We start from the raw sequence: 18,178 nt of genomic DNA on the forward strand, positions 1-18,178 counted from the left end.
GGGGGAACTCAAAAAAATGAATATCGAAATGTTTCAAACTTCTTTAAAAGAAAAAGGAGTACAGTTATCTGAGAAACAACTTGCACAATTTGATACGTATTACCGCTTACTCGTTGAGTGGAACGACAAGATGAACTTAACAGCAATAACAGAAAAAGAAGAAGTATATCTAAAACATTTTTATGATTCAGTTACAGCAGGCTTCTATTATGATTTTAATCAACATATTACGGTTTGTGATGTCGGAGCAGGTGCAGGATTCCCGGCGATTCCACTCAAGATCTGTTTTCCAAACATCCGGCTGACTGTTGTCGATTCACTGAACAAGCGTATTGGTTTTTTACAGCATATTGTAGATGAACTCGGTTTAGAAAATGTATCTTTGTATCATGATCGGGCGGAGACATTTGCTCATCGTCCTGAATTTAGGCAGCAGTTTGACCTTGTTATGGCCCGAGCGGTCGCAAGACTATCTGTTTTATCTGAGCTTTGTCTGCCATTGGTTAAAAAAGGAGGGCACTTTTTAGGAATGAAAGGCGCCAATCTTCCTGAAGAAGTAAAAGATGGTGAAAAAGCAGTAAAACTTTTAGGCGGAACAGTTCAAGAGGTTCATTCATTTTTATTGCCAATAGAAGAGAGTGAACGAAATATTATTCTTATTGAAAAGGTTAAAGAAACACCTAAAAAGTTTCCGCGAAAACCTGGAACACCAAACAAATCTCCTATTCAATAAAACCCTTCTGTGTTTCACGTGAAACACAGTCGTTACATAAAAGAAAGATTTTTACAGGCTTGCAGGATTTTTGGACTAGTGAGAAGAAATAGTTAACAGGCACATTACAAAAGGTGGTGTATTCGCATGAAGCATCCTTTTTCACGTTTATTCGGCATCGGCGAAAAAAGCCAGCAAACCTTAGATCCAGAACCAGCTGAAAAAAACGACAACGAAGAAGTACTTCAAATCCCGGTTCAGCAGATCATACCAAACCGGTTTCAGCCTCGTACGGTTTTTATAGATGAACGAATTGAAGAATTGTCACAAACAATAGAAGCTCATGGTATTATTCAGCCTATCGTGGTTCGCAGCATTGGAGAAAATCGATACGAACTGATCGCAGGGGAGCGCAGATGGCGGGCAGTCCAAAAGCTTGGCTGGGAAAAGATCCCCGCTATTACTAAAGAGATGGACGATTCGCAGACGGCATCTGTAGCACTTATTGAAAACCTTCAACGAGAAGAACTCACAGCTATTGAAGAAGCTATGGCTTATGCTAAACTTCTAGATTTGCATGGACTTACTCAAGAGGGACTTGCACAAAAGCTCGGCAAAGGTCAATCAACGATTGCGAACAAGCTGCGTTTATTAAAGCTTCCGCAATCTATTCAAGATGCACTTTTGCAGAAAAAAATCACTGAACGCCATGCCCGGGCATTGATTGTTTTAAAGACTCAAGAAAAGATGGAGGCTGTCCTTCAGGAGATTCTTGAAAAACAATTAAATGTAAAACAGACGGAAGATCGTGTGAAGCGGATGATTGAATTTGAGACTCAAGAAAAGAAACCGCAAGCACGACGTAAATCTTATAGCAAAGATATGCGTCTTGCGATCAATACAGTGAGACAATCTGTTGACATGGTCGTGCAAAGCGGTCTGTCTATCGATACTGAAGAAGAGGAACATGAAGAGTTCTATCAATTCACGATTCGTATTCCGAAAAAATAATTGAAGACCACCAGCTGAAAACTATGGCTGGTGTTTTTTTATTTACCCGCTTGTAAAACGGTGAAAATAATTCACAGAAAAACTTCTTTTTTCTTTAAATCCATACGTCATTTTAAATGCTTCATGATAGAATAATAGATAATGATGGTTTTATTAAGTGAGGTAGGTGACATCGTGGCCAAGATCATTGCAGTAGCCAACCAGAAAGGCGGAGTCGGAAAAACGACTACGTCCGTCAACCTTGGTGCATGCTTAGCATATTTCGGTAAGAAAGTTTTGCTCGTAGATATAGATCCTCAAGGAAATGCGACAAGCGGCGTTGGTGTGGACAAAGGAGACATTGATCAGTGTATCTATAATGTCCTTGTTGAGGATGTTGAAGTAAAAGATGTTATTGTAGAAACGATCTGTGAAGGTTTACATATCCTCCCTTCAACCATTCAGCTTGCTGGAGCGGAGATTGAGCTAGTTCCGACAATATCGCGCGAAGTTCGACTGAAAAGAGCCTTGGAAAAGGTCAGCCACATCTATGATTATATTATTATTGATTGTCCGCCATCTCTAGGACTTCTTACGATTAACTCTTTAACAGCTTCTGACTCTGTTATTATCCCGGTACAATGTGAATATTACGCACTCGAAGGATTAAGCCAGCTTTTAAACACAGTCCGTCTTGTGCAAAAGCACTTAAATACTGACCTGATGATAGATGGAGTCCTGCTTACAATGCTTGATGCACGTACGAACTTAGGCATTCAAGTCATTGAGGAAGTAAAGAAGTATTTTCAAGATAAAGTGTATGAGACGATCATACCTAGAAACGTTCGACTTTCAGAGGCACCAAGCCACGGGAAGCCGATCATTATTTACGATCCAAAATCCCGAGGTGCAGATGTATATTTAGATTTTGCGAAGGAAGTGATTGGCATTGGTGAAAGGGTTAGGTAAAGGGCTGCATGCCTTTTTCCCTCCGACAGAAGCTGGGGAAGAAGAGCACATTAAAGATGTCAGCATAACAGAGCTTAGGCCAAATCCGTATCAGCCCCGTAAAGTTTTTGACCAAAAAGCCATTGATGAGCTAAGAGAATCCATTCAAGAACATGGCATCCTGCAGCCGATTGTTGTACGAAAAAGCATTAAAGGCTATGAGATTGTCTTAGGTGAAAGAAGGTTTAGGGCTGCATCTGAAGCGGGATTAAAAACGATTCCTGTGATTGTAAAAGATTACTCAGAACAAAAAATGATGGAAGTAGCTCTTATCGAAAACCTTCAAAGAGAAGATCTTAACCCAGTAGAAGAAGCCCAAGCTTATCAAAAGTTAATGGAGCATCTTAAGATCACACAAGAAGAACTAGCATCCAGGGTTGGTAAGAGCCGTCCGCACATCGCAAATCACATACGCCTGCTTCAGCTTCCAAAACCTGTACTTGAACTATTATCAAACGGCCAATTATCAATGGGGCACGGACGAGCATTACTCGGACTTAAGAAAAAAACCAAATTGCAGCAAGTTGTTCAGCGAATTACGGAAGAGGGTTTAAACGTAAGACAGCTGGAAAAATTGATATCTGACATCAATAAGAATGTTCCACGTGGAACAAAGAAGAAAACCGTGCAATCGAATATCTTCTTTAAAGAAAAAGAATCCTTCTTACGTGACCGCTTCGGCACATCTGTCTCCATTAAGAAATCGAAACGAAAAGGAAAGATAGAGATTGAATTCTTTTCTCAGGATGATTTAGAACGCATTTTGGATCTGTTAGAAAAATAGAGAGAAAACCATCGACACGGTGGTTTTCTTTTTTACCATTCTTATTGATTTGGCTTAAGATGTATGAATACTAAAGACGAGGTAAGCACCTTGATTTAAGTTTTATAACGAGATCATCGCTGGCCTACTTGGATAGGAGATCGTATACATGTCACTGTTAGGAACAATAGTAAATGGGATCGCCATTGTTGCAGGAAGCTTTTTAGGATTGTTTTGGACAAGGATACCAGATCGTTTTAAAAACACGATCTTACAAGCTATGGCTTTAGCCGTTATGATTTTGGGGATTGGTATGGGACTTAAAAGTGAACAGTTCCTGATTGTAATTGCCAGCTTGGCAGTGGGTGGAGCTTTAGGCGAGTGGTGGAACCTAGAGGATAAGTTGAATGCTGTCGGAAAATGGCTCGAAACAAAAGTTGGGAAACAAGATAAAGGTTCTGTTGCGACAGGGTTTGTGACAGCTACACTTGTATTCGTTGTTGGAGCGATGTCGATCGTAGGTGCCCTTGACAGCGGGTTAAGACAACAACATGATGTGCTATATACAAAAGCATTGATCGATGGTTTCTGTGCTATTTTATTTACCTCAACACTTGGCATTGGTGTCATGTTCTCGGCTATTCCTGTCGTTTTATATCAAGGAGCGATAACACTGATGTCAACTCAGATCGACCAATTTGTTCCGCAAGAGCTGATGGATGCGCTTATTGTAGAGATAACGGGTACTGGCGGAATCATGATCGTGGCAATCGGATTGAACCTGCTTGGAGTTACGAAGATTCGAGTTGCCAATCTTCTTCCTGGCTTATTGGTAACAACCATTCTTGTTTTTATTATTGAAAAATGGGATAACATTTTAGCCTTTTCACAAGGACTGTTTTAAAAAAGCCGTCTCCATTTGGAGCGGCTTTTTTGTTATTGAATTTTATATATATCTTGTGAACGCGCTTCTGTTCCCGCAATCATGTTTTTTTGCTGAATCTTCTTTCTTAAACACGCCATATGAAGGGAATCCGCGATTAAATCAGCCATCTTCATCACAATGCTAAGCCTTGTATTCTGCAGAACGAAGTATTCCATGAATCCGCTTACGTTTACGATACCTGTGATGTGCATATCACCAACTGGCGGAAGCTGTTTATTGACACCTGCACCTGGTTTTACCGGACCATCATTAATAGAGACCATGCCAACATGATTCAATCGGCCCAAACAGGCATCAATTCCAATAATAAAGGCACCTGGATGCTCTGCTTGGATCATTTTCAGCTTTTCTTCTAAATTTACGGCGTGAACTGGGTCATCAAGTGTGCCGTACACAAAAAACGGAAATGTATCTTTGTTGTGCAATTTTGTACCAACGAGGGGGCCTAATGCATCGCCTGTCGATCTATCTGTTCCTATACAAACAACGACAACTGGCTGATGGTTTGAATCCGGAAGCATAGGCAGAATCTGTTCTGTTATCCGTAACATGGCTTCCTTGTCTTCATGGTGCAACTTATATTGAAGTGGTTTCCCTAGTCCCAGCTTCCGTTTGAGGAACATGACATCCTCTCCTTTATAATGGTACTACTAGTATACGGAAGAAATCCTTTTCCTATACATGGTAGAATAGAATAATCACAGACTTTTGTTTAAAGTCTATACCCGTTTAGCGGGCACTCGTAACCGAATAAGTTTTTCATAACAACTTTCAATCAATGACATTTGATATTCTAGGTAAAAGCTGATTAAATAATTTCATAATCAGAGAGAGGATGGAGACCCATTGGAAAAACCAAAGTTGCCTGAAGCAGCAGAACAGGCTGTAACTATTTTTTCAGATAAAGAATGGTGGGCAGGAATTGCTACCACTGGAATAAAGATCGTAGGAATCATCATACTCGCCGTGATCTTCAAATATGTTGTAAAAGCAACGATTGCCAATATATTTAAAGTTAGGTTAAAGACCCCCTTAAGATTAAGTGAGAGACGGGAGAATACTTTATTCAGGCTCTTAGATAACGTAGCATCCTATGTTATTTACTTTGTCGCGATTTTAACCATATTAAGTGAGTTCATGGATATAAAAGCGATACTTGCCGGTGCTGGTGTAGTGGGCCTAGCGATTGGATTCGGTGCTCAAAGCCTTGTGAAAGATATTATAACGGGCTTTTTCATTATCTTTGAAAACCAGTTTTCCGTAGGCGATACAGTAAGAATTACAAGCTTTGAAGGAACGGTCGAAGAGATTGGACTCCGAACCACAAAAATCAAAAGCTGGACAGGAGAATTACATATCCTGCCGAATTCGTCTATCACAGAAGTTACAAACTTTTCTGTTCATAACAGCATCGCCGTCGTTGACTTAAGCATTGCTTATGAAGAGGATATCGATAAAGCACAAAAGATTATTGAAGAAGTCGTAAAAAATGCAAAACCGAACTATCCAGAAATGGTAAAAGAACCAGAAGTACTGGGTGTACAGATGCTAGGTGCGTCTGAAGTTGTCATCCGGGTAACTTCTGAAGTACTGCCGATGACACACTTTAAAATTGCGCGTGAACTTCGTAAAACCTTAAAATATGAGCTTGAAAAAGCAGGTATAGAAATCCCTTATCCTAAAATGGTCACCTATCACAAAGAGCAGATGCCAAAAGAACAAAAATAAAGGAGAGCTGATGATGCAGCAAAAGGAATTTCAGCTTCACGATGAAGTGGAAATGAAAAAACAGCACCCATGCGGTACAAACCGATGGAAAGTCATCCGTATGGGAGCCGATATCAGAATTAAATGTATGGGGTGTCAGCATAGTGTGATGCTGCCTCGGTCAGAATTTGCTAAGAAAATAAAGAAAGTTTTGTTATCACCAGGGGAGTAAATACAGGAGGTAAACGTATGGAGGAGAAAGTGGTTTCCGCATGTCCCTTAAATTGCTGGGACGCGTGCAGCTTTCACGTGACCATTGAGAATCAAACGGTAAAAAGAGTTGAAGGAAACCACGATCACCCGATTACAAAGGGAAAGATCTGTGGAAGAGGAAGGCTTTTAGCAGAAAGAACGAATTCATCACAACGTATTCTGCATCCGCTTAAAAAGATAAACGGTGAATGGGTCCAGATAGAGTGGGAACAAGCCCTTGATGAGATTGCTATGAGGATGGGGGAAGTAAAATCCAAATATGGGCCAACTGCTGTTATGCATTCTCATGATTATTCAAATAACGGGCTCTTAAAAAGTCTTGACCAGCGGTTCTTTAATTGCTTTGGAGGCTTAACTGAGGTTGTTGGAAGTCTGTGCTGGGGAGCGGGGATCGCTGCTCAAACTTGGGATTTCGGCAACTCTTACAGTCATGCCCCTGATGATATCGAAAATAGCAAACAGATTGTTGTCTGGGGAAGAAATGCAGCGCATACGAATATGCACCTTTTCACCCGTTTGCAAAAGATGAAGAAAAAAGGTATCCCTATAACTGTTATTGACCCCATGTTTCATACAACTGCAAAACTGGCAGATCGCTATGTTGCTGTCAGACCTGGCATGGACGGATGGCTTGCACTAGGGATTGTTAAGGTTATCCTTGAAAAGGGATGGCAAGATACTTATTTTATTGAGAACTTCACTCATGGATTTAAAGACCTAGAGAAACTTGCCGCTAGTATAAAACTTGAAGAAATTGAAGTAAAAACAGATGTTTCACGTGAAACAATCGTTCAGCTGGCTCATACATACAGAAGTGGTCCAACTTCAACTTTTTTAGGACTGGGTATGCAGCGGTATAAAAATGGCGGTAATACGATTCGTTTGATCGATGCTTTAGCAGCGGTAAGCGGCAATATCGGGATACCGGGTGGAGGCTGCAGCTATGGCAACTTAGCGGTTGGTCAAAGTTTCAACAAACAGGAATTAACGCTGCCCCATAAACGAAGAGAAGTTCGTCATTTTACTCGCATGTTTCAGGCTGAAGAGATTCTGCGGAATAAAGAGCTTCCCGTTGAAGTTCTTTTTATAACAAGAAGCAATCCGCTAACTCAAGTTCCTGATTCGAATAGAGTAAGACAAGCCTTTGAATCTGTGCCCACGATAGTCGTTGTCGATCAATATATGACCGATTCCGCAGAAATTGCAGATTACGTGCTACCTTGTACAACTGTTTTTGAAGAAGAAGATATCTATTATGCGTCAATGTATCACCACTATATAAACTATGGAAAAAAACTCGTTCCGCCAAAAGGTGAAGCGAAATCTGACCTTGAGATATGGTCGATGCTTGCAGAGCGTCTCGGTTTTGGTGAAGAGTTTCATTATACCGCTGAAGAGTTTATGGAGATGGGCCTCTCATCATTAAATAAACACGGGATCACACTTGAAAAATTAAAACAAGAGAAATTTCTTGAACTGCCTGTTGAGTCTGTTCCTTGGTCTGACCGAAAGTTTCAAACGCCAAGCGGCAAATATGAGTTCACTTCACTGTCAGCCCTTCAAGAAGGATTTACGGATGGGAGAATCAAGCTTGCGTTTCCTGAAGAAAGTGCAGAAAATGAACCAGAACTAGTGAAAAAGTATCCTTATCAGCTGCTTACGATACATCCCTTGCGCTCAAACCATTCTCAAAGCCATCATCTTATTTCAAATATGCAAACTGTAGTGGTTCAAGTCTCAGATGTAATCGCAAAGAACAAAGGGATCTTATCAGGCGATGAAGTAGAGATTTTTAATCAAAGAGGCAGTTTAAAAGGAGAAGTAAAGATTATAAAAAACGGCCATCCAAATGTGATTAATGTTGATGAAGGACAATGGCATAAATTTGGCGGCAGTGTGAATGTATTAACTCCTAGCAGTGAATCAGATATAGGACAAGGAAGTACGTTTTACGATTGCAAGGTAGACATACAAAAATTGAATGGAAGTCTGAGCCGGGTGACTTAACCCGGTTCTTCTTGTTTTTTAAAGTGATAAAACCTATAATTGGGAAGGATATTTTTTTATCGAATGGACTCGGGTCACCGAGCTTTATATAAAACAGAGGAGTGAAATAACAGTGGCTCTTACAACTGGAATCGTTGGTTTGCCGAACGTTGGTAAATCTACATTGTTTAACGCTATTACACAAGCAGGTGCTGAATCAGCTAACTATCCTTTCTGTACGATTGATCCAAACGTGGGAATCGTAGAAGTACCCGACGATCGTCTTCAAAAATTAACAGAATTAGTACAGCCTAAAAAAGTAGTACCTACTACTTTTGAGTTTACAGATATTGCTGGGATCGTAAAAGGTGCTAGCAAGGGTGAAGGACTAGGGAATAAGTTCTTGTCACACATCCGTCAAACAGATGCGATCTTACAAGTTGTACGCTGCTTCGATGATGAGAACATTACACACGTTCACGGGAAAGTAAATCCGATTGACGATATTGAGGTTATTAACCTTGAATTAATCTTTGCGGACCTAGAATCCATCGACAAGCGTGTTGCACGTGTTGAAAAATTAGCAAAGTCTAAAGATAAAGAAGCTGTAGCTGAGTTTGCTGTACTTTCAAAAATAAAAGAAGCGCTCATGCAAGAACTTCCTGCTCGCAGTGTGGAACTAACACCTGAAGAGAAAAAGATCGTTCATGCGATGCACCTTCTAACAATGAAGCCTATCCTTTATGTAGCAAACGTGAGTGAAGAGGAGCTATTAGAAGGAACAAACGAGCATGTGGAAGCTGTTAGAGAATACGCTGCTCGCGAAAATGCAGAAGTGATCGTGATCTGTGCAAAAGTTGAAGAAGAGATCGCTGAACTAGATGGCGATGAAAAACTTGCTTTCTTAGGTGAACTAGGAATTGAAGAAGCGGGTCTTGATAAGCTGATCCGTGCTTCTTATTCGCTTTTAGGATTAGCCACTTACTTCACAGCAGGTGTTCAAGAAGTTCGTGCCTGGACGTTCCGTAAAGGGATGAAAGCTCCTCAATGTGCTGGAATCATCCACACCGATTTTGAAAGAGGCTTTATCCGTGCAGAAGTTGTAGCTTATGATGATCTGATGGCAGCTGGGAACATGGCAGCTGCGAAAGAAAAAGGGAAAGTCCGTCTAGAAGGTAAAGAGTACGAAATGAAAGATGGAGATGTGGTTCATTTCCGTTTTAACGTTTAATCAAAATTTAAAAAAGAGGAGGAAGAGCTGACGCTTTTCCTCTTTTTTAGGCTTATTTGTAATGTTAGCTTGTTTTATACAATATTTTTTGATATAATTCTTTATTGTGAGTTAATTGTCAACAAATATGATGATTTTCTCCTTGCCCGAGACAAATGTGTTGGGCCGCTTAGACCAAAAGGAGGTGAACGGAATGAAAAAGTACGAAATCATGTACATCGTCCGTCCGAATATCGAAGAGGAAGCTCTTAAGTCAACGAAAGAGCGTGCGAAAAGCATCCTAACTGACAACGGTGCGGAAATCGCGAACGAAAAGGAAATGGGTAAAAAGCGTTTAGCTTATGAGATCAATGACTTCCGCGATGGATACTACACGCTATTGGAAGTTAATGCTCCAACTGAAGCGATTAATGAGTTCGACCGTCTTATGAAGATCAACGAAGATGTTCTTCGTTTCATGACAATCGTAGACGAAAGAAATTAATCCTTTAAGGAGTGGTTCTGAATGCTAAATCGTGTAGTACTGGTGGGACGTTTAACGAAAGACCCAGAATTAAAGTACACTCCAAACGGTGTGGCTGTAGCTAATTTCACACTTGCTGTCAATCGGCCTTTTTCGAATCAGCAGGGTGAACGTGAAGCAGATTTTATTAACTGTGTCGTGTGGCGCAAGCCCGCTGAGAATGTGGCGAATTTCTTGAAAAAAGGATCACTTGCAGGAGTGGATGGACGTTTGCAAACACGTTCTTACGAGAACAATCAGGGTCAAAGAGTGTATGTTACTGAAGTAATGGCAGAAAGTGTTCAATTCCTTGAACCTAAAAGCGCTAATGCGGGCGGCCAGCAATATCAAGGCGGCAGCAACTTTGGTGGACCATCAAATGACCGCGGATTTGAGCAGCAAAATCAGAACCGCAGCTATGGAAGTGACAACGGATATGGTCAGCAAAATCAGAACCAGAAACGTAATAACTTCAACGATGACCCGTTTGCAAATGATGGCACACCGATCGACATTTCTGATGACGATCTGCCATTTTAAACTAACGTAAACTATGAATCGGAATATATAAAATAAATCTAAAGGAGGGGACCATCAATGGCTGGACGTCGTGGTGGACGCCAAAAGCGTCGTAAGGTTTGTTTCTTCACTGTAAACAAGATCACTTACATCGACTACAAGGATACTGATCTTTTGAAGCGTTTCGTTTCTGAACGCGGTAAGATTCTTCCTCGTCGTGTAACTGGTACATCTGCTAAATATCAACGTCAATTGACTCGTGCGATCAAACGCTCGCGTCACATGGCTTTGTTACCATATGTATCTGAATAAGATCATATAAAAACGCAGCTAGGGTTTCCTGGCTGCGTTTTTTTCTATGGTTGAACTGGAGCTGCTTGAGTTGGAGTGGCAATGAGCGCGTGTCGGAATATGACGAAAAATGTAGATTCGTGGATATTTGAACAAAACTCGTGGAATTAACTCCAAAATTCCTGGAATCAACCAAAAAACTTGTGGATTTATAAGCGGAATTCGTTGAAATATCGTAATAATAGTTCGTTCAAAAATCGCTGTTCACTGCACTTTTATAAAAGCCTCTTCTCTTTTCCTTCTTAAATTCATCCAATTTCCACAATTTGTTTACTTCTCTAAAAGTACGTCTATGCTAGAATTATCGTTTAAGTTGAATTACAGCGGCTATGTAACTACAATTAGAACATATGAAGAATTTGATGAGGTGAATCATGCGCAATACTAAAGTATTGGTAGAAGGTGCTGTCGTTTCGGGCATCTATACGCTTCTTTTTTTATCCAGTATGTACATACCGTTTTTTAGCCTTTTTTCATTATTTATCTTGCCCCTCCCGTTTATTATCTATTTATATCGACATGATCTTAAAGCGGGATTGCTGCTTTGGGCTGTTACGTTTGGTGTGTCCCTTGCCTTTGCGGGTATTAACGGTTTAATCGTAACCCTTTTCTCCGGTTTAACTGGAATAGTGATGGGGGAAATTTACAGAAGGAAAAAATCTGCTTTTGCGGTTCTTTTAGGTGCCAGTCTCTCGAATATTTTAAATATGCTTGTTACACTCGTCATCGCCCAAGTATTCATGGGTATTAATTTTGTGAATGAGTTAGAACAGCAGTTTCAGAGTGCGATAGGCACTGCAGAAGAGTTCTACAAAACAAGCGGACAAGATCCTGCTCAAATTGAACGATTTAAAGAGCAAGCGGAGCTAATTCCGATGATGCTTCCGACATACATCATTGGAGGGGCTGTTATTCTTGCCTTCTTAACATATTTGGCAGCTAGGATGCTTATGAAAAGGCTCCGTTACGATGTACCATCATTCCCTCCATTCCGAGAGTGGAACCTGCCAAAATCATTTTTGTGGTATTATATTATAGCGATTGTTTTAACGTTCAGCACCCCTGAAAAGGGCACTGCTTTATATATTGTAACGATAAATTTATATATGATATTATCGTTTGTACTTATTATTCAAGGTTTTACAGTTATTTTTTATTATGCCTGGATAAAGAATTGGAAGAGAAAAAGAATCATATTGTTGATTATACTCCTGTTTTTGTTGAACTCTTTCCTGCCAATTCCTCTGGAAGTGGTTAAATTCTTAGGTATAATTGACTTAGGTTTTATGATTAAAAAACGGTTGAAACCAAAACAGTAGGAGCTGAAAGTATGCCAAAGTTTTTGCTAAAACGGTGGCATGGTTATCCCGTCATCGCCTTATTTGTTACTTCTGTTGTGCTGGTTAGCATCATCACTTATTTTCATTGGATGATCGGAATGGCAGGCTTTGTTTTGCTTGGCGGATTGTTTTATTATGCCATGAAAGCCGAAGCGAGTTTTCAGGAGGAACTAGGTGACTATATTTCTACGCTTTCCCATCGTTTGAAAAAGGTGGGGGAAGAAGCACTGATGGAAATGCCGATCGGGATTATTTTGTATGATGAGGATTTTAAGATCGAGTGGGCAAACCCATATATGGGGTCACTTATTGAAGAAGAATCCTTTATCGGGCATTCTCTAAACCATGTTTCAGAAGAACTGATTCCTTATATAAAAAGTGATGCTAAGGAAGAAGTTATTAAGATTAACACACATAGATTTCAAGTAAACTTTAAAAAAGAAGACAGACTGCTTTACTTTTTTGATGTAACCGAACAGCTTGACCTTGAACGTTTATATGATGAAGAACAAACCGTGATGGCCATTATCTATCTCGATAACTATGATGAGGTAACACAAGGGTTAGACGACCAATTCCGTTCAACCATCAATTCAAAAGTAACATCTGTACTGAATGAATGGGCGAACGAGCATGGTATCTTCTTAAAACGAACTTCGTCTGAGCGATTTTTAGCAGTATTCAACCAACGTATTTTAAATGAATTAGAAAAAAATAAATTTAGCGTATTGGATGAAGTAAGAGAATCTACAGCTAAACAGAACGTTTCGCTCACACTAAGTATCGGGGTAGCGGCAGGAACGTCTTCCTTGCCAGAACTCGGTCAGCTTTCACAATCGAGTCTGGACTTGGCTCTTGGCCGAGGTGGCGACCAGGTAGCTATCAAACAGACGAACGGAAAAGTACGTTTCTACGGAGGCAAAACAAACCCAGTCGAAAAGCGTACTCGTGTACGTGCCAGAGTCATATCACATGCGCTTAGTGAACTTGTGGCTGACAGCGATAAAGTGATTATTATGGGTCATAAGAATCCTGATATGGACTCGATCGGTTCTGCTATCGGGATATTGAAAGTCGCGCAAGTCAATGGAAAAGACGGTTATATTGTGCTCGATCAATCTGACATTGATGTCGGCGTGCAGCGTTTAATGGATGAACTACGCGAAACAGAATCAGTATGGAAGTTTTTTATTTCGCCTGAAGAAGCCCTCGAGATCGCTTCTCGAGATACTCTTTTAGTCATTGTTGATACTCATAAGCCTTCTATGGTCATTGAGGAAAAGCTTTTAACAAAACTTGATCATGTTGTTGTTATTGACCATCACCGACGAGGAGAAGAGTTTATCAAAGACCCTGTTCTCGTCTACATGGAGCCTTATGCGTCGTCAACAGCTGAGCTCGTAACCGAACTTTTAGAATACCAGCCGAAACGACTGAAGATGCGTATGCTTGAAGCAACAGCACTGCTGGCAGGGATTATCGTAGATACGAAAAGCTTTACGCTTAGAACGGGTTCTCGTACGTTTGATGCAGCCTCCTATCTAAGAGCGCATGGAGCTGACACGATCCTTGTTCAAAAGTTTTTGAAAGAAGACTTAAATACGTATACGAAGCGTTCCAAGTTGATTGAGAGCGCAGAAATCTATAAAAAAGGCATCGTAATTGCCAAGAGTACTCCTGAGGATGCTTACAATCAAGTGGTGATTGCTCAGGCTGCAGATATCTTATTAACGATGAACGGCATTCAAGCTTCTTTTGTTATTTCAAACCGAATAGACGGAAAAGTAAGCATCAGTGCTCGTTCGCTTGGGGACATCAACGTGCAGATGATCATGGAAAGATTGGAAGGCGGAGGTCACCTGACTAATGCTGCCTGCCAGATTGAAAACAGCACGATTGATGATGCAGAGAAACACTTAAAGATGGTTATCGATGAGTATATTGAAGGGGGAGAAGAGGAATGAAAGTGATTTTTCTTCAAGATGTAAAAGGTAAAGGTAAAAAAGGGGAAGTCAAAAACGTTTCTGAAGGATATGCGCGCAACTTTTTATTCCCTAAAAACTTAGCTTCTGAAGCAACTGCAGGAGCGATGGCAACATTGCAAGGCCAGCAGAAGAGCGAAGAGAAAAAGCAGCAGGCTCAACTTGAAGAAGCTGAAGCACTTAAAGCTAAACTGGCTGAGATGACGATTACGATTAAAACAAAAACAGGCGAGGGTGGCAGAGTATTTGGTTCTGTTACAAGCAAACAAATCGCTGACGGTCTCAAAGAACAAGGCATCAAGATCGACAAACGTAAAATTGAACTGGCTGACCCGATTAAATCGCTAGGATATACAAATGTGCCGATCAAAGTTCATTCACAAGTAACGGCAACAGTAAAAGTACACGTAACGGAAGAATAAAAAGCCGGGAGTCCCCGGTTTTTTCCACGTTTATAAAAGGGCAGAGAGGAGGAAATGAACATGAGTGATTTATTTGCTGATCGCATACCACCGCAAAATATTGAAGCCGAACAGGCTGTTCTAGGTGCTATCTTCTTAGAGCCCGAGGCTTTAATCACAGCATCAGAGATTCTTTTGCCAGAGGATTTTTACCGAGCCACTCATCAAAGAATCTACCGAGTGATGCTGGATCTTAACGCTAAAGGTGAGCCTGTCGATCTCATAACGGTTACTTCTGAACTGCAGGACAAGAACCAGCTTGATGAAGTAGGAGGTTTGTCTTTCTTAACAGAGCTCGCTGATAGTTCACCGACTGCTGCGAACATCGAGTATTACAGCAAGATCGTTGAGGAAAAATCACTTCTGCGCCGATTGATACGAACAGCTACCGATATCACGGCTAACAGTTATGCGCGGGAAGAAGAAGTAGAAGCCATCCTGAATGAAGCAGAAAAATCCATACTGGAAGTTGCCAATCGTAAGAACACGAGTGCTTTTACGGCGATAAAAGACGTGTTGGTTCATGCGTACGACAACATTGAAGCTCTTCATAACCGTAAAGGCGACATTACGGGAATCCCGACAGGGTTCAATGACTTAGATCGCATGACCGCAGGGTTCCAGCGCAACGATCTCATTATCGTTGCAGCCCGTCCATCCGTAGGTAAAACAGCATTTGCGCTGAATATTGCACAAAACGTCGCAACTAAGACAGATGAGAATGTAGCGATCTTTAGTCTCGAGATGGGAGCGGAGCAGCTTGTTATGCGTATGCTCTGTGCAGAGGGGAACCTGGATGCTCAGAGGCTGCGTACAGGGTCTTTGCTGCCTGAAGACTGGCAAAAGCTTACGATGGCAATGGGAAGCTTGTCTGCGGCTGGTATTTACATTGATGATACACCAGGTATCCGTATTAATGATATTCGGGCAAAATGCCGACGTCTTAAGCAGGAAAAAGGATTAGGTATGATTCTTATTGATTACTTGCAGCTTATTTTAGGCAGCGGTAAGTCTGGGGAAAACCGTCAGCAAGAGGTTTCTGAGATTTCTCGTTCCTTAAAAGCACTTGCTCGTGAGCTGGAAGTGCCAGTAATCGCACTGTCTCAGTTATCTCGTGGAGTAGAATCCCGACAGGACAAGCGTCCGATGATGTCTGATATTCGTGAATCCGGATCGATCGAGCAGGATGCTGATATCGTAGCCTTCTTATACCGTGATGACTATTACGATAAAGAAACAGAAGCTAAAAATATTATCGAGATCATTATTGCTAAGCAGCGTAACGGCCCAACAGGAACGGTAGAGCTGGCTTTCGTAAAAGAATACAACAAATTCGTTAACCTGGACCGGCGGCACGATGAAAGTGCCATTCCGCCAGGCGCATAAAAAAAGCAGCTGGATTAATCCGGCTGCTTTTGTAATTCAAGGAGTTTTTTTTCAATTAACCAATTCTCTATGCGATTTTTTACTTTCTCTTTTTGAAAAGCTTGCCACTCTTCCAGCAAGTTAAGCTCAGCCACTTTTTCATTAAATCGTTCAAAAGGTACATCTTCATTTAGGGCATGAAGCAACTCGTTATTTTGGTTCTGACTTTCGAACTCAACCATCCAACTAAAAGCTTCTACATTCAATACCTTTGGAATCTCAACGAATCGCTCTGGCTCATCTGCATCTAAGAATTCAAGATTAGGAAGACCGTCTGGTTCGATCGCATCGAGAAGAATAACTTGTTCGGCAGTGTCTAAATAATATATGTGGTTTGCTTTATCATCCATGTAAGCAACCATTAATTTTTCAATAAACAAATGAATTTTACCTCCTAGACAAGGTGTATACTACAGGATACGATAGAGTTTTTGATCTTTTGACTATGGAAACGCAAATATATTACGAACGAAAGTAAGTATATATGAATTAATGTTCGTGTTTTTGGTTGACTTTCCTTAAATATATTGCTAAACTAAGCATGGTTTTTAAGATTAGATGATAAATTCGTCAATCGTTAATTTCATGGAGGTGCAACCATGTCATCAGTAGTAGTAGTAGGAACACAATGGGGAGACGAAGGTAAAGGTAAGATTACTGACTATCTCTCAGAAAAAGCAGAAGTAGTAGCTAGATATCAAGGCGGTAACAACGCTGGTCATACAATTGTTTTTGAAGGGAAAAAGTATAAGCTTCACCTTATTCCGTCTGGAATCTTTTATAAAGATAAGGTCTGTGTAATCGGAAACGGAATGGTTGTTGATCCAAAGGCCCTTCTCGAAGAGCTTGACTACCTTCACGGCCACGGAGTAAGTACAGACAACCTCCGTATCTCTAACCGTGCACACGTAATTCTTCCTTATCATCTTCGCCAAGATATTTTAGAAGAAGAAAGCAAGGGCGCTAACAAGATCGGTACGACGAAAAAGGGTATCGGCCCGGCCTATATGGACAAAGCAGCTCGTGTTGGAATTCGTATTGCAGACCTTTTAGATCGCGAAGTATTTGAAGAAAAGCTTGAGCGCAACTTAGCGGAAAAGAATCGTTTATTCGAGCGCATCTACGAATCAGAAGGCTTCACTAAAGAAGAAATTTTAGATGAGTACTATGAATATGGTCAGAAGATCGAAAAATACGTAGTAGACACATCAGTAGTTTTGAACGATGCACTAGATGATGGCCGTCGTGTCCTTTTTGAAGGAGCACAAGGGGTTATGCTGGATATCGACCAAGGAACATATCCTTTCGTAACATCCTCAAATCCAATCGCAGGTGGAGTAACGATTGGTTCTGGTGTTGGGCCAACTAAGATCAACCATGTTGTAGGGGTTTCAAAGGCATACACAACACGTGTTGGCGATGGTCCATTCCCAACTGAACTTCATGATGAGATCGGTAATCAAATCCGTGAAGTTGGCCGTGAGTATGGTACAACTACTGGACGTCCGCGCCGTGTAGGCTGGTTTGACGCTGTTGTGGTTCGTCATGCACGCCGAGTTTCGGGTATTACTGACCTTTCATTGAACTCAATCGACGTTTTAACAGGTATTGAAACGTTAAAAATCTGTGTAGCATACAAATACAAAGGTGAAATCACACATGAGTTTCCAGCTAGCCTGAAAATGCTTGCTGAATGTGAGCCAGTATTTGAAGAAATGCCAGGCTGGACAGAAGATATTACAGGCGTTAAAGATTTAGGAGAACTTCCTGAAAATGCTCGTCACTATGTGGAGCGCATCTCCCAAGTAACAGGTATTCCGCTTTCAATCTTCTCTGTTGGACCTGACCGTGCACAAACAAACATGGTAAGAGGCGTATTTGCATAATTAAATAGGAGGCCCCTTGGAGACAAGGGGCTTCTTTTATTTGTTTGGGGCTTTTATATATGCAGCTTGAGTGTTGAATTTTGTCGAACGACCTAT

General features: G+C 41.0%; 19 protein-coding genes. 17 read left to right on the forward strand and 2 right to left on the reverse strand.

Translation table 11 applies throughout. The annotated features are described in order from the left end of the window. Positions 1–16: 16 nt before the first annotated feature. From rsmG to IEV52_RS00100, 5 genes are all read left to right on the forward strand, one after another. Entirely contained in the window at positions 17–733 is a 717-nt protein-coding gene (gene rsmG / locus IEV52_RS00080) for a 16S rRNA (guanine(527)-N(7))-methyltransferase RsmG (RefSeq protein ID WP_188400513.1), read from the forward strand. A gap of 126 nt (positions 734–859) precedes the next feature. Beyond that, positions 860–1,723 (forward strand): nucleoid occlusion protein, encoded by an 864-nt coding sequence (gene noc / locus IEV52_RS00085; RefSeq protein ID WP_188400514.1) that lies wholly within the window; start codon positions 860–862, stop codon positions 1,721–1,723. A gap of 174 nt (positions 1,724–1,897) precedes the next feature. Then, positions 1,898–2,671 carry a ParA family protein gene (locus tag IEV52_RS00090; RefSeq protein WP_188402185.1) on the forward strand — a complete coding sequence of 258 codons (774 nt, stop codon included), beginning with the start codon at positions 1,898–1,900 and terminating at the stop codon, positions 2,669–2,671. Further along, positions 2,652–3,494, forward strand: coding sequence for a ParB/RepB/Spo0J family partition protein (locus tag IEV52_RS00095; RefSeq protein WP_188400515.1), 843 nt, complete (start codon positions 2,652–2,654; stop codon positions 3,492–3,494). The genes IEV52_RS00090 and IEV52_RS00095 overlap by 20 nt, the downstream gene beginning before the upstream one ends. 148 nt (positions 3,495–3,642) lie before the next feature. Further along, positions 3,643–4,377 (forward strand): DUF554 domain-containing protein, encoded by a 735-nt coding sequence (locus tag IEV52_RS00100; RefSeq protein WP_188400516.1) that lies wholly within the window; start codon positions 3,643–3,645, stop codon positions 4,375–4,377. Positions 4,378–4,409: 32 nt separating this feature from the next. On the opposite strand, the gene yyaC is transcribed toward IEV52_RS00100, so the two are convergent. Then, positions 4,410–5,042, reverse strand: a complete 633-nt coding sequence (gene yyaC, locus IEV52_RS00105) for a spore protease YyaC (protein ID WP_188400517.1) — start codon at positions 5,040–5,042, stop codon at positions 4,410–4,412. A 223-nt stretch (positions 5,043–5,265) separates the two neighbouring features. On the opposite strand from yyaC, the gene IEV52_RS00110 reads away from it, so the two are divergent. From IEV52_RS00110 to dnaB, 11 genes are all read left to right on the forward strand, one after another. After that, positions 5,266–6,147, forward strand: coding sequence for a mechanosensitive ion channel family protein (locus tag IEV52_RS00110; protein WP_188400518.1), 882 nt, complete (start codon positions 5,266–5,268; stop codon positions 6,145–6,147). A 13-nt stretch (positions 6,148–6,160) separates the two neighbouring features. Next, positions 6,161–6,358 (forward strand): DUF951 domain-containing protein, encoded by a 198-nt coding sequence (locus tag IEV52_RS00115; RefSeq protein WP_188400519.1) that lies wholly within the window; start codon positions 6,161–6,163, stop codon positions 6,356–6,358. A 17-nt stretch (positions 6,359–6,375) separates the two neighbouring features. After that, complete coding sequence (locus IEV52_RS00120; protein WP_188400520.1) at positions 6,376–8,406, forward strand: molybdopterin-dependent oxidoreductase; 2,031 nt, start codon at positions 6,376–6,378, stop codon at positions 8,404–8,406. 112 nt (positions 8,407–8,518) lie between these two features. Continuing rightward, a complete protein-coding gene (gene ychF / locus IEV52_RS00125) occupies positions 8,519–9,616 on the forward strand; it encodes a redox-regulated ATPase YchF (protein ID WP_188400521.1) in 1,098 nt (365 codons plus the stop codon). 193 nt (positions 9,617–9,809) lie between these two features. After that, the gene (gene rpsF, locus IEV52_RS00130) at positions 9,810–10,100 is read left to right on the forward strand and encodes a 30S ribosomal protein S6 (protein ID WP_188400522.1); all 291 of its coding nucleotides are present in this window, start codon (positions 9,810–9,812) and stop codon (positions 10,098–10,100) included. A gap of 21 nt (positions 10,101–10,121) precedes the next feature. Continuing rightward, positions 10,122–10,658, forward strand: coding sequence for a single-stranded DNA-binding protein (gene ssb / locus IEV52_RS00135; RefSeq protein ID WP_188400523.1), 537 nt, complete (start codon positions 10,122–10,124; stop codon positions 10,656–10,658). Between the two features lie 57 nt (positions 10,659–10,715). Next, positions 10,716–10,949 (forward strand): 30S ribosomal protein S18, encoded by a 234-nt coding sequence (rpsR, locus tag IEV52_RS00140; protein WP_066399523.1) that lies wholly within the window; start codon positions 10,716–10,718, stop codon positions 10,947–10,949. 413 nt (positions 10,950–11,362) lie between these two features. Continuing rightward, complete coding sequence (locus IEV52_RS00145) at positions 11,363–12,307, forward strand: YybS family protein (RefSeq protein ID WP_188400524.1); 945 nt, start codon at positions 11,363–11,365, stop codon at positions 12,305–12,307. Positions 12,308–12,318: 11 nt separating this feature from the next. After that, on the forward strand, positions 12,319–14,292 hold the full coding sequence (locus IEV52_RS00150) for a DHH family phosphoesterase (RefSeq protein ID WP_188400525.1): 1,974 nt from the start codon (positions 12,319–12,321) through the stop codon (positions 14,290–14,292). After that, positions 14,289–14,732: a 50S ribosomal protein L9 gene (gene rplI, locus IEV52_RS00155; protein WP_188400526.1), complete on the forward strand. Its 444-nt coding sequence runs from the start codon at positions 14,289–14,291 to the stop codon at positions 14,730–14,732. The genes IEV52_RS00150 and rplI overlap by 4 nt, the downstream gene beginning before the upstream one ends. Before the next feature lie 60 nt (positions 14,733–14,792). Next, entirely contained in the window at positions 14,793–16,157 is a 1,365-nt protein-coding gene (gene dnaB / locus IEV52_RS00160; RefSeq protein ID WP_188400527.1) for a replicative DNA helicase, read from the forward strand. 14 nt (positions 16,158–16,171) lie between these two features. Here dnaB and IEV52_RS00165 read toward each other — a convergent pair whose 3' ends face one another. After that, the gene (locus tag IEV52_RS00165) at positions 16,172–16,576 is read right to left on the reverse strand and encodes a UPF0158 family protein (protein ID WP_188400528.1); all 405 of its coding nucleotides are present in this window, start codon (positions 16,574–16,576) and stop codon (positions 16,172–16,174) included. A 219-nt stretch (positions 16,577–16,795) separates the two neighbouring features. Here IEV52_RS00165 and IEV52_RS00170 point away from each other — a divergent pair, with 219 nt between their 5' ends. Then, positions 16,796–18,082, forward strand: a complete 1,287-nt coding sequence (locus tag IEV52_RS00170) for an adenylosuccinate synthase (protein ID WP_188400529.1) — start codon at positions 16,796–16,798, stop codon at positions 18,080–18,082. The last annotated feature ends 96 nt before the right edge of the window (positions 18,083–18,178 follow it).

It is taken from the genome of Fictibacillus barbaricus, from assembly GCF_014635025.1.
GTDB lineage: Bacteria > Bacillota > Bacilli > Bacillales > Fictibacillaceae > Fictibacillus > Fictibacillus barbaricus.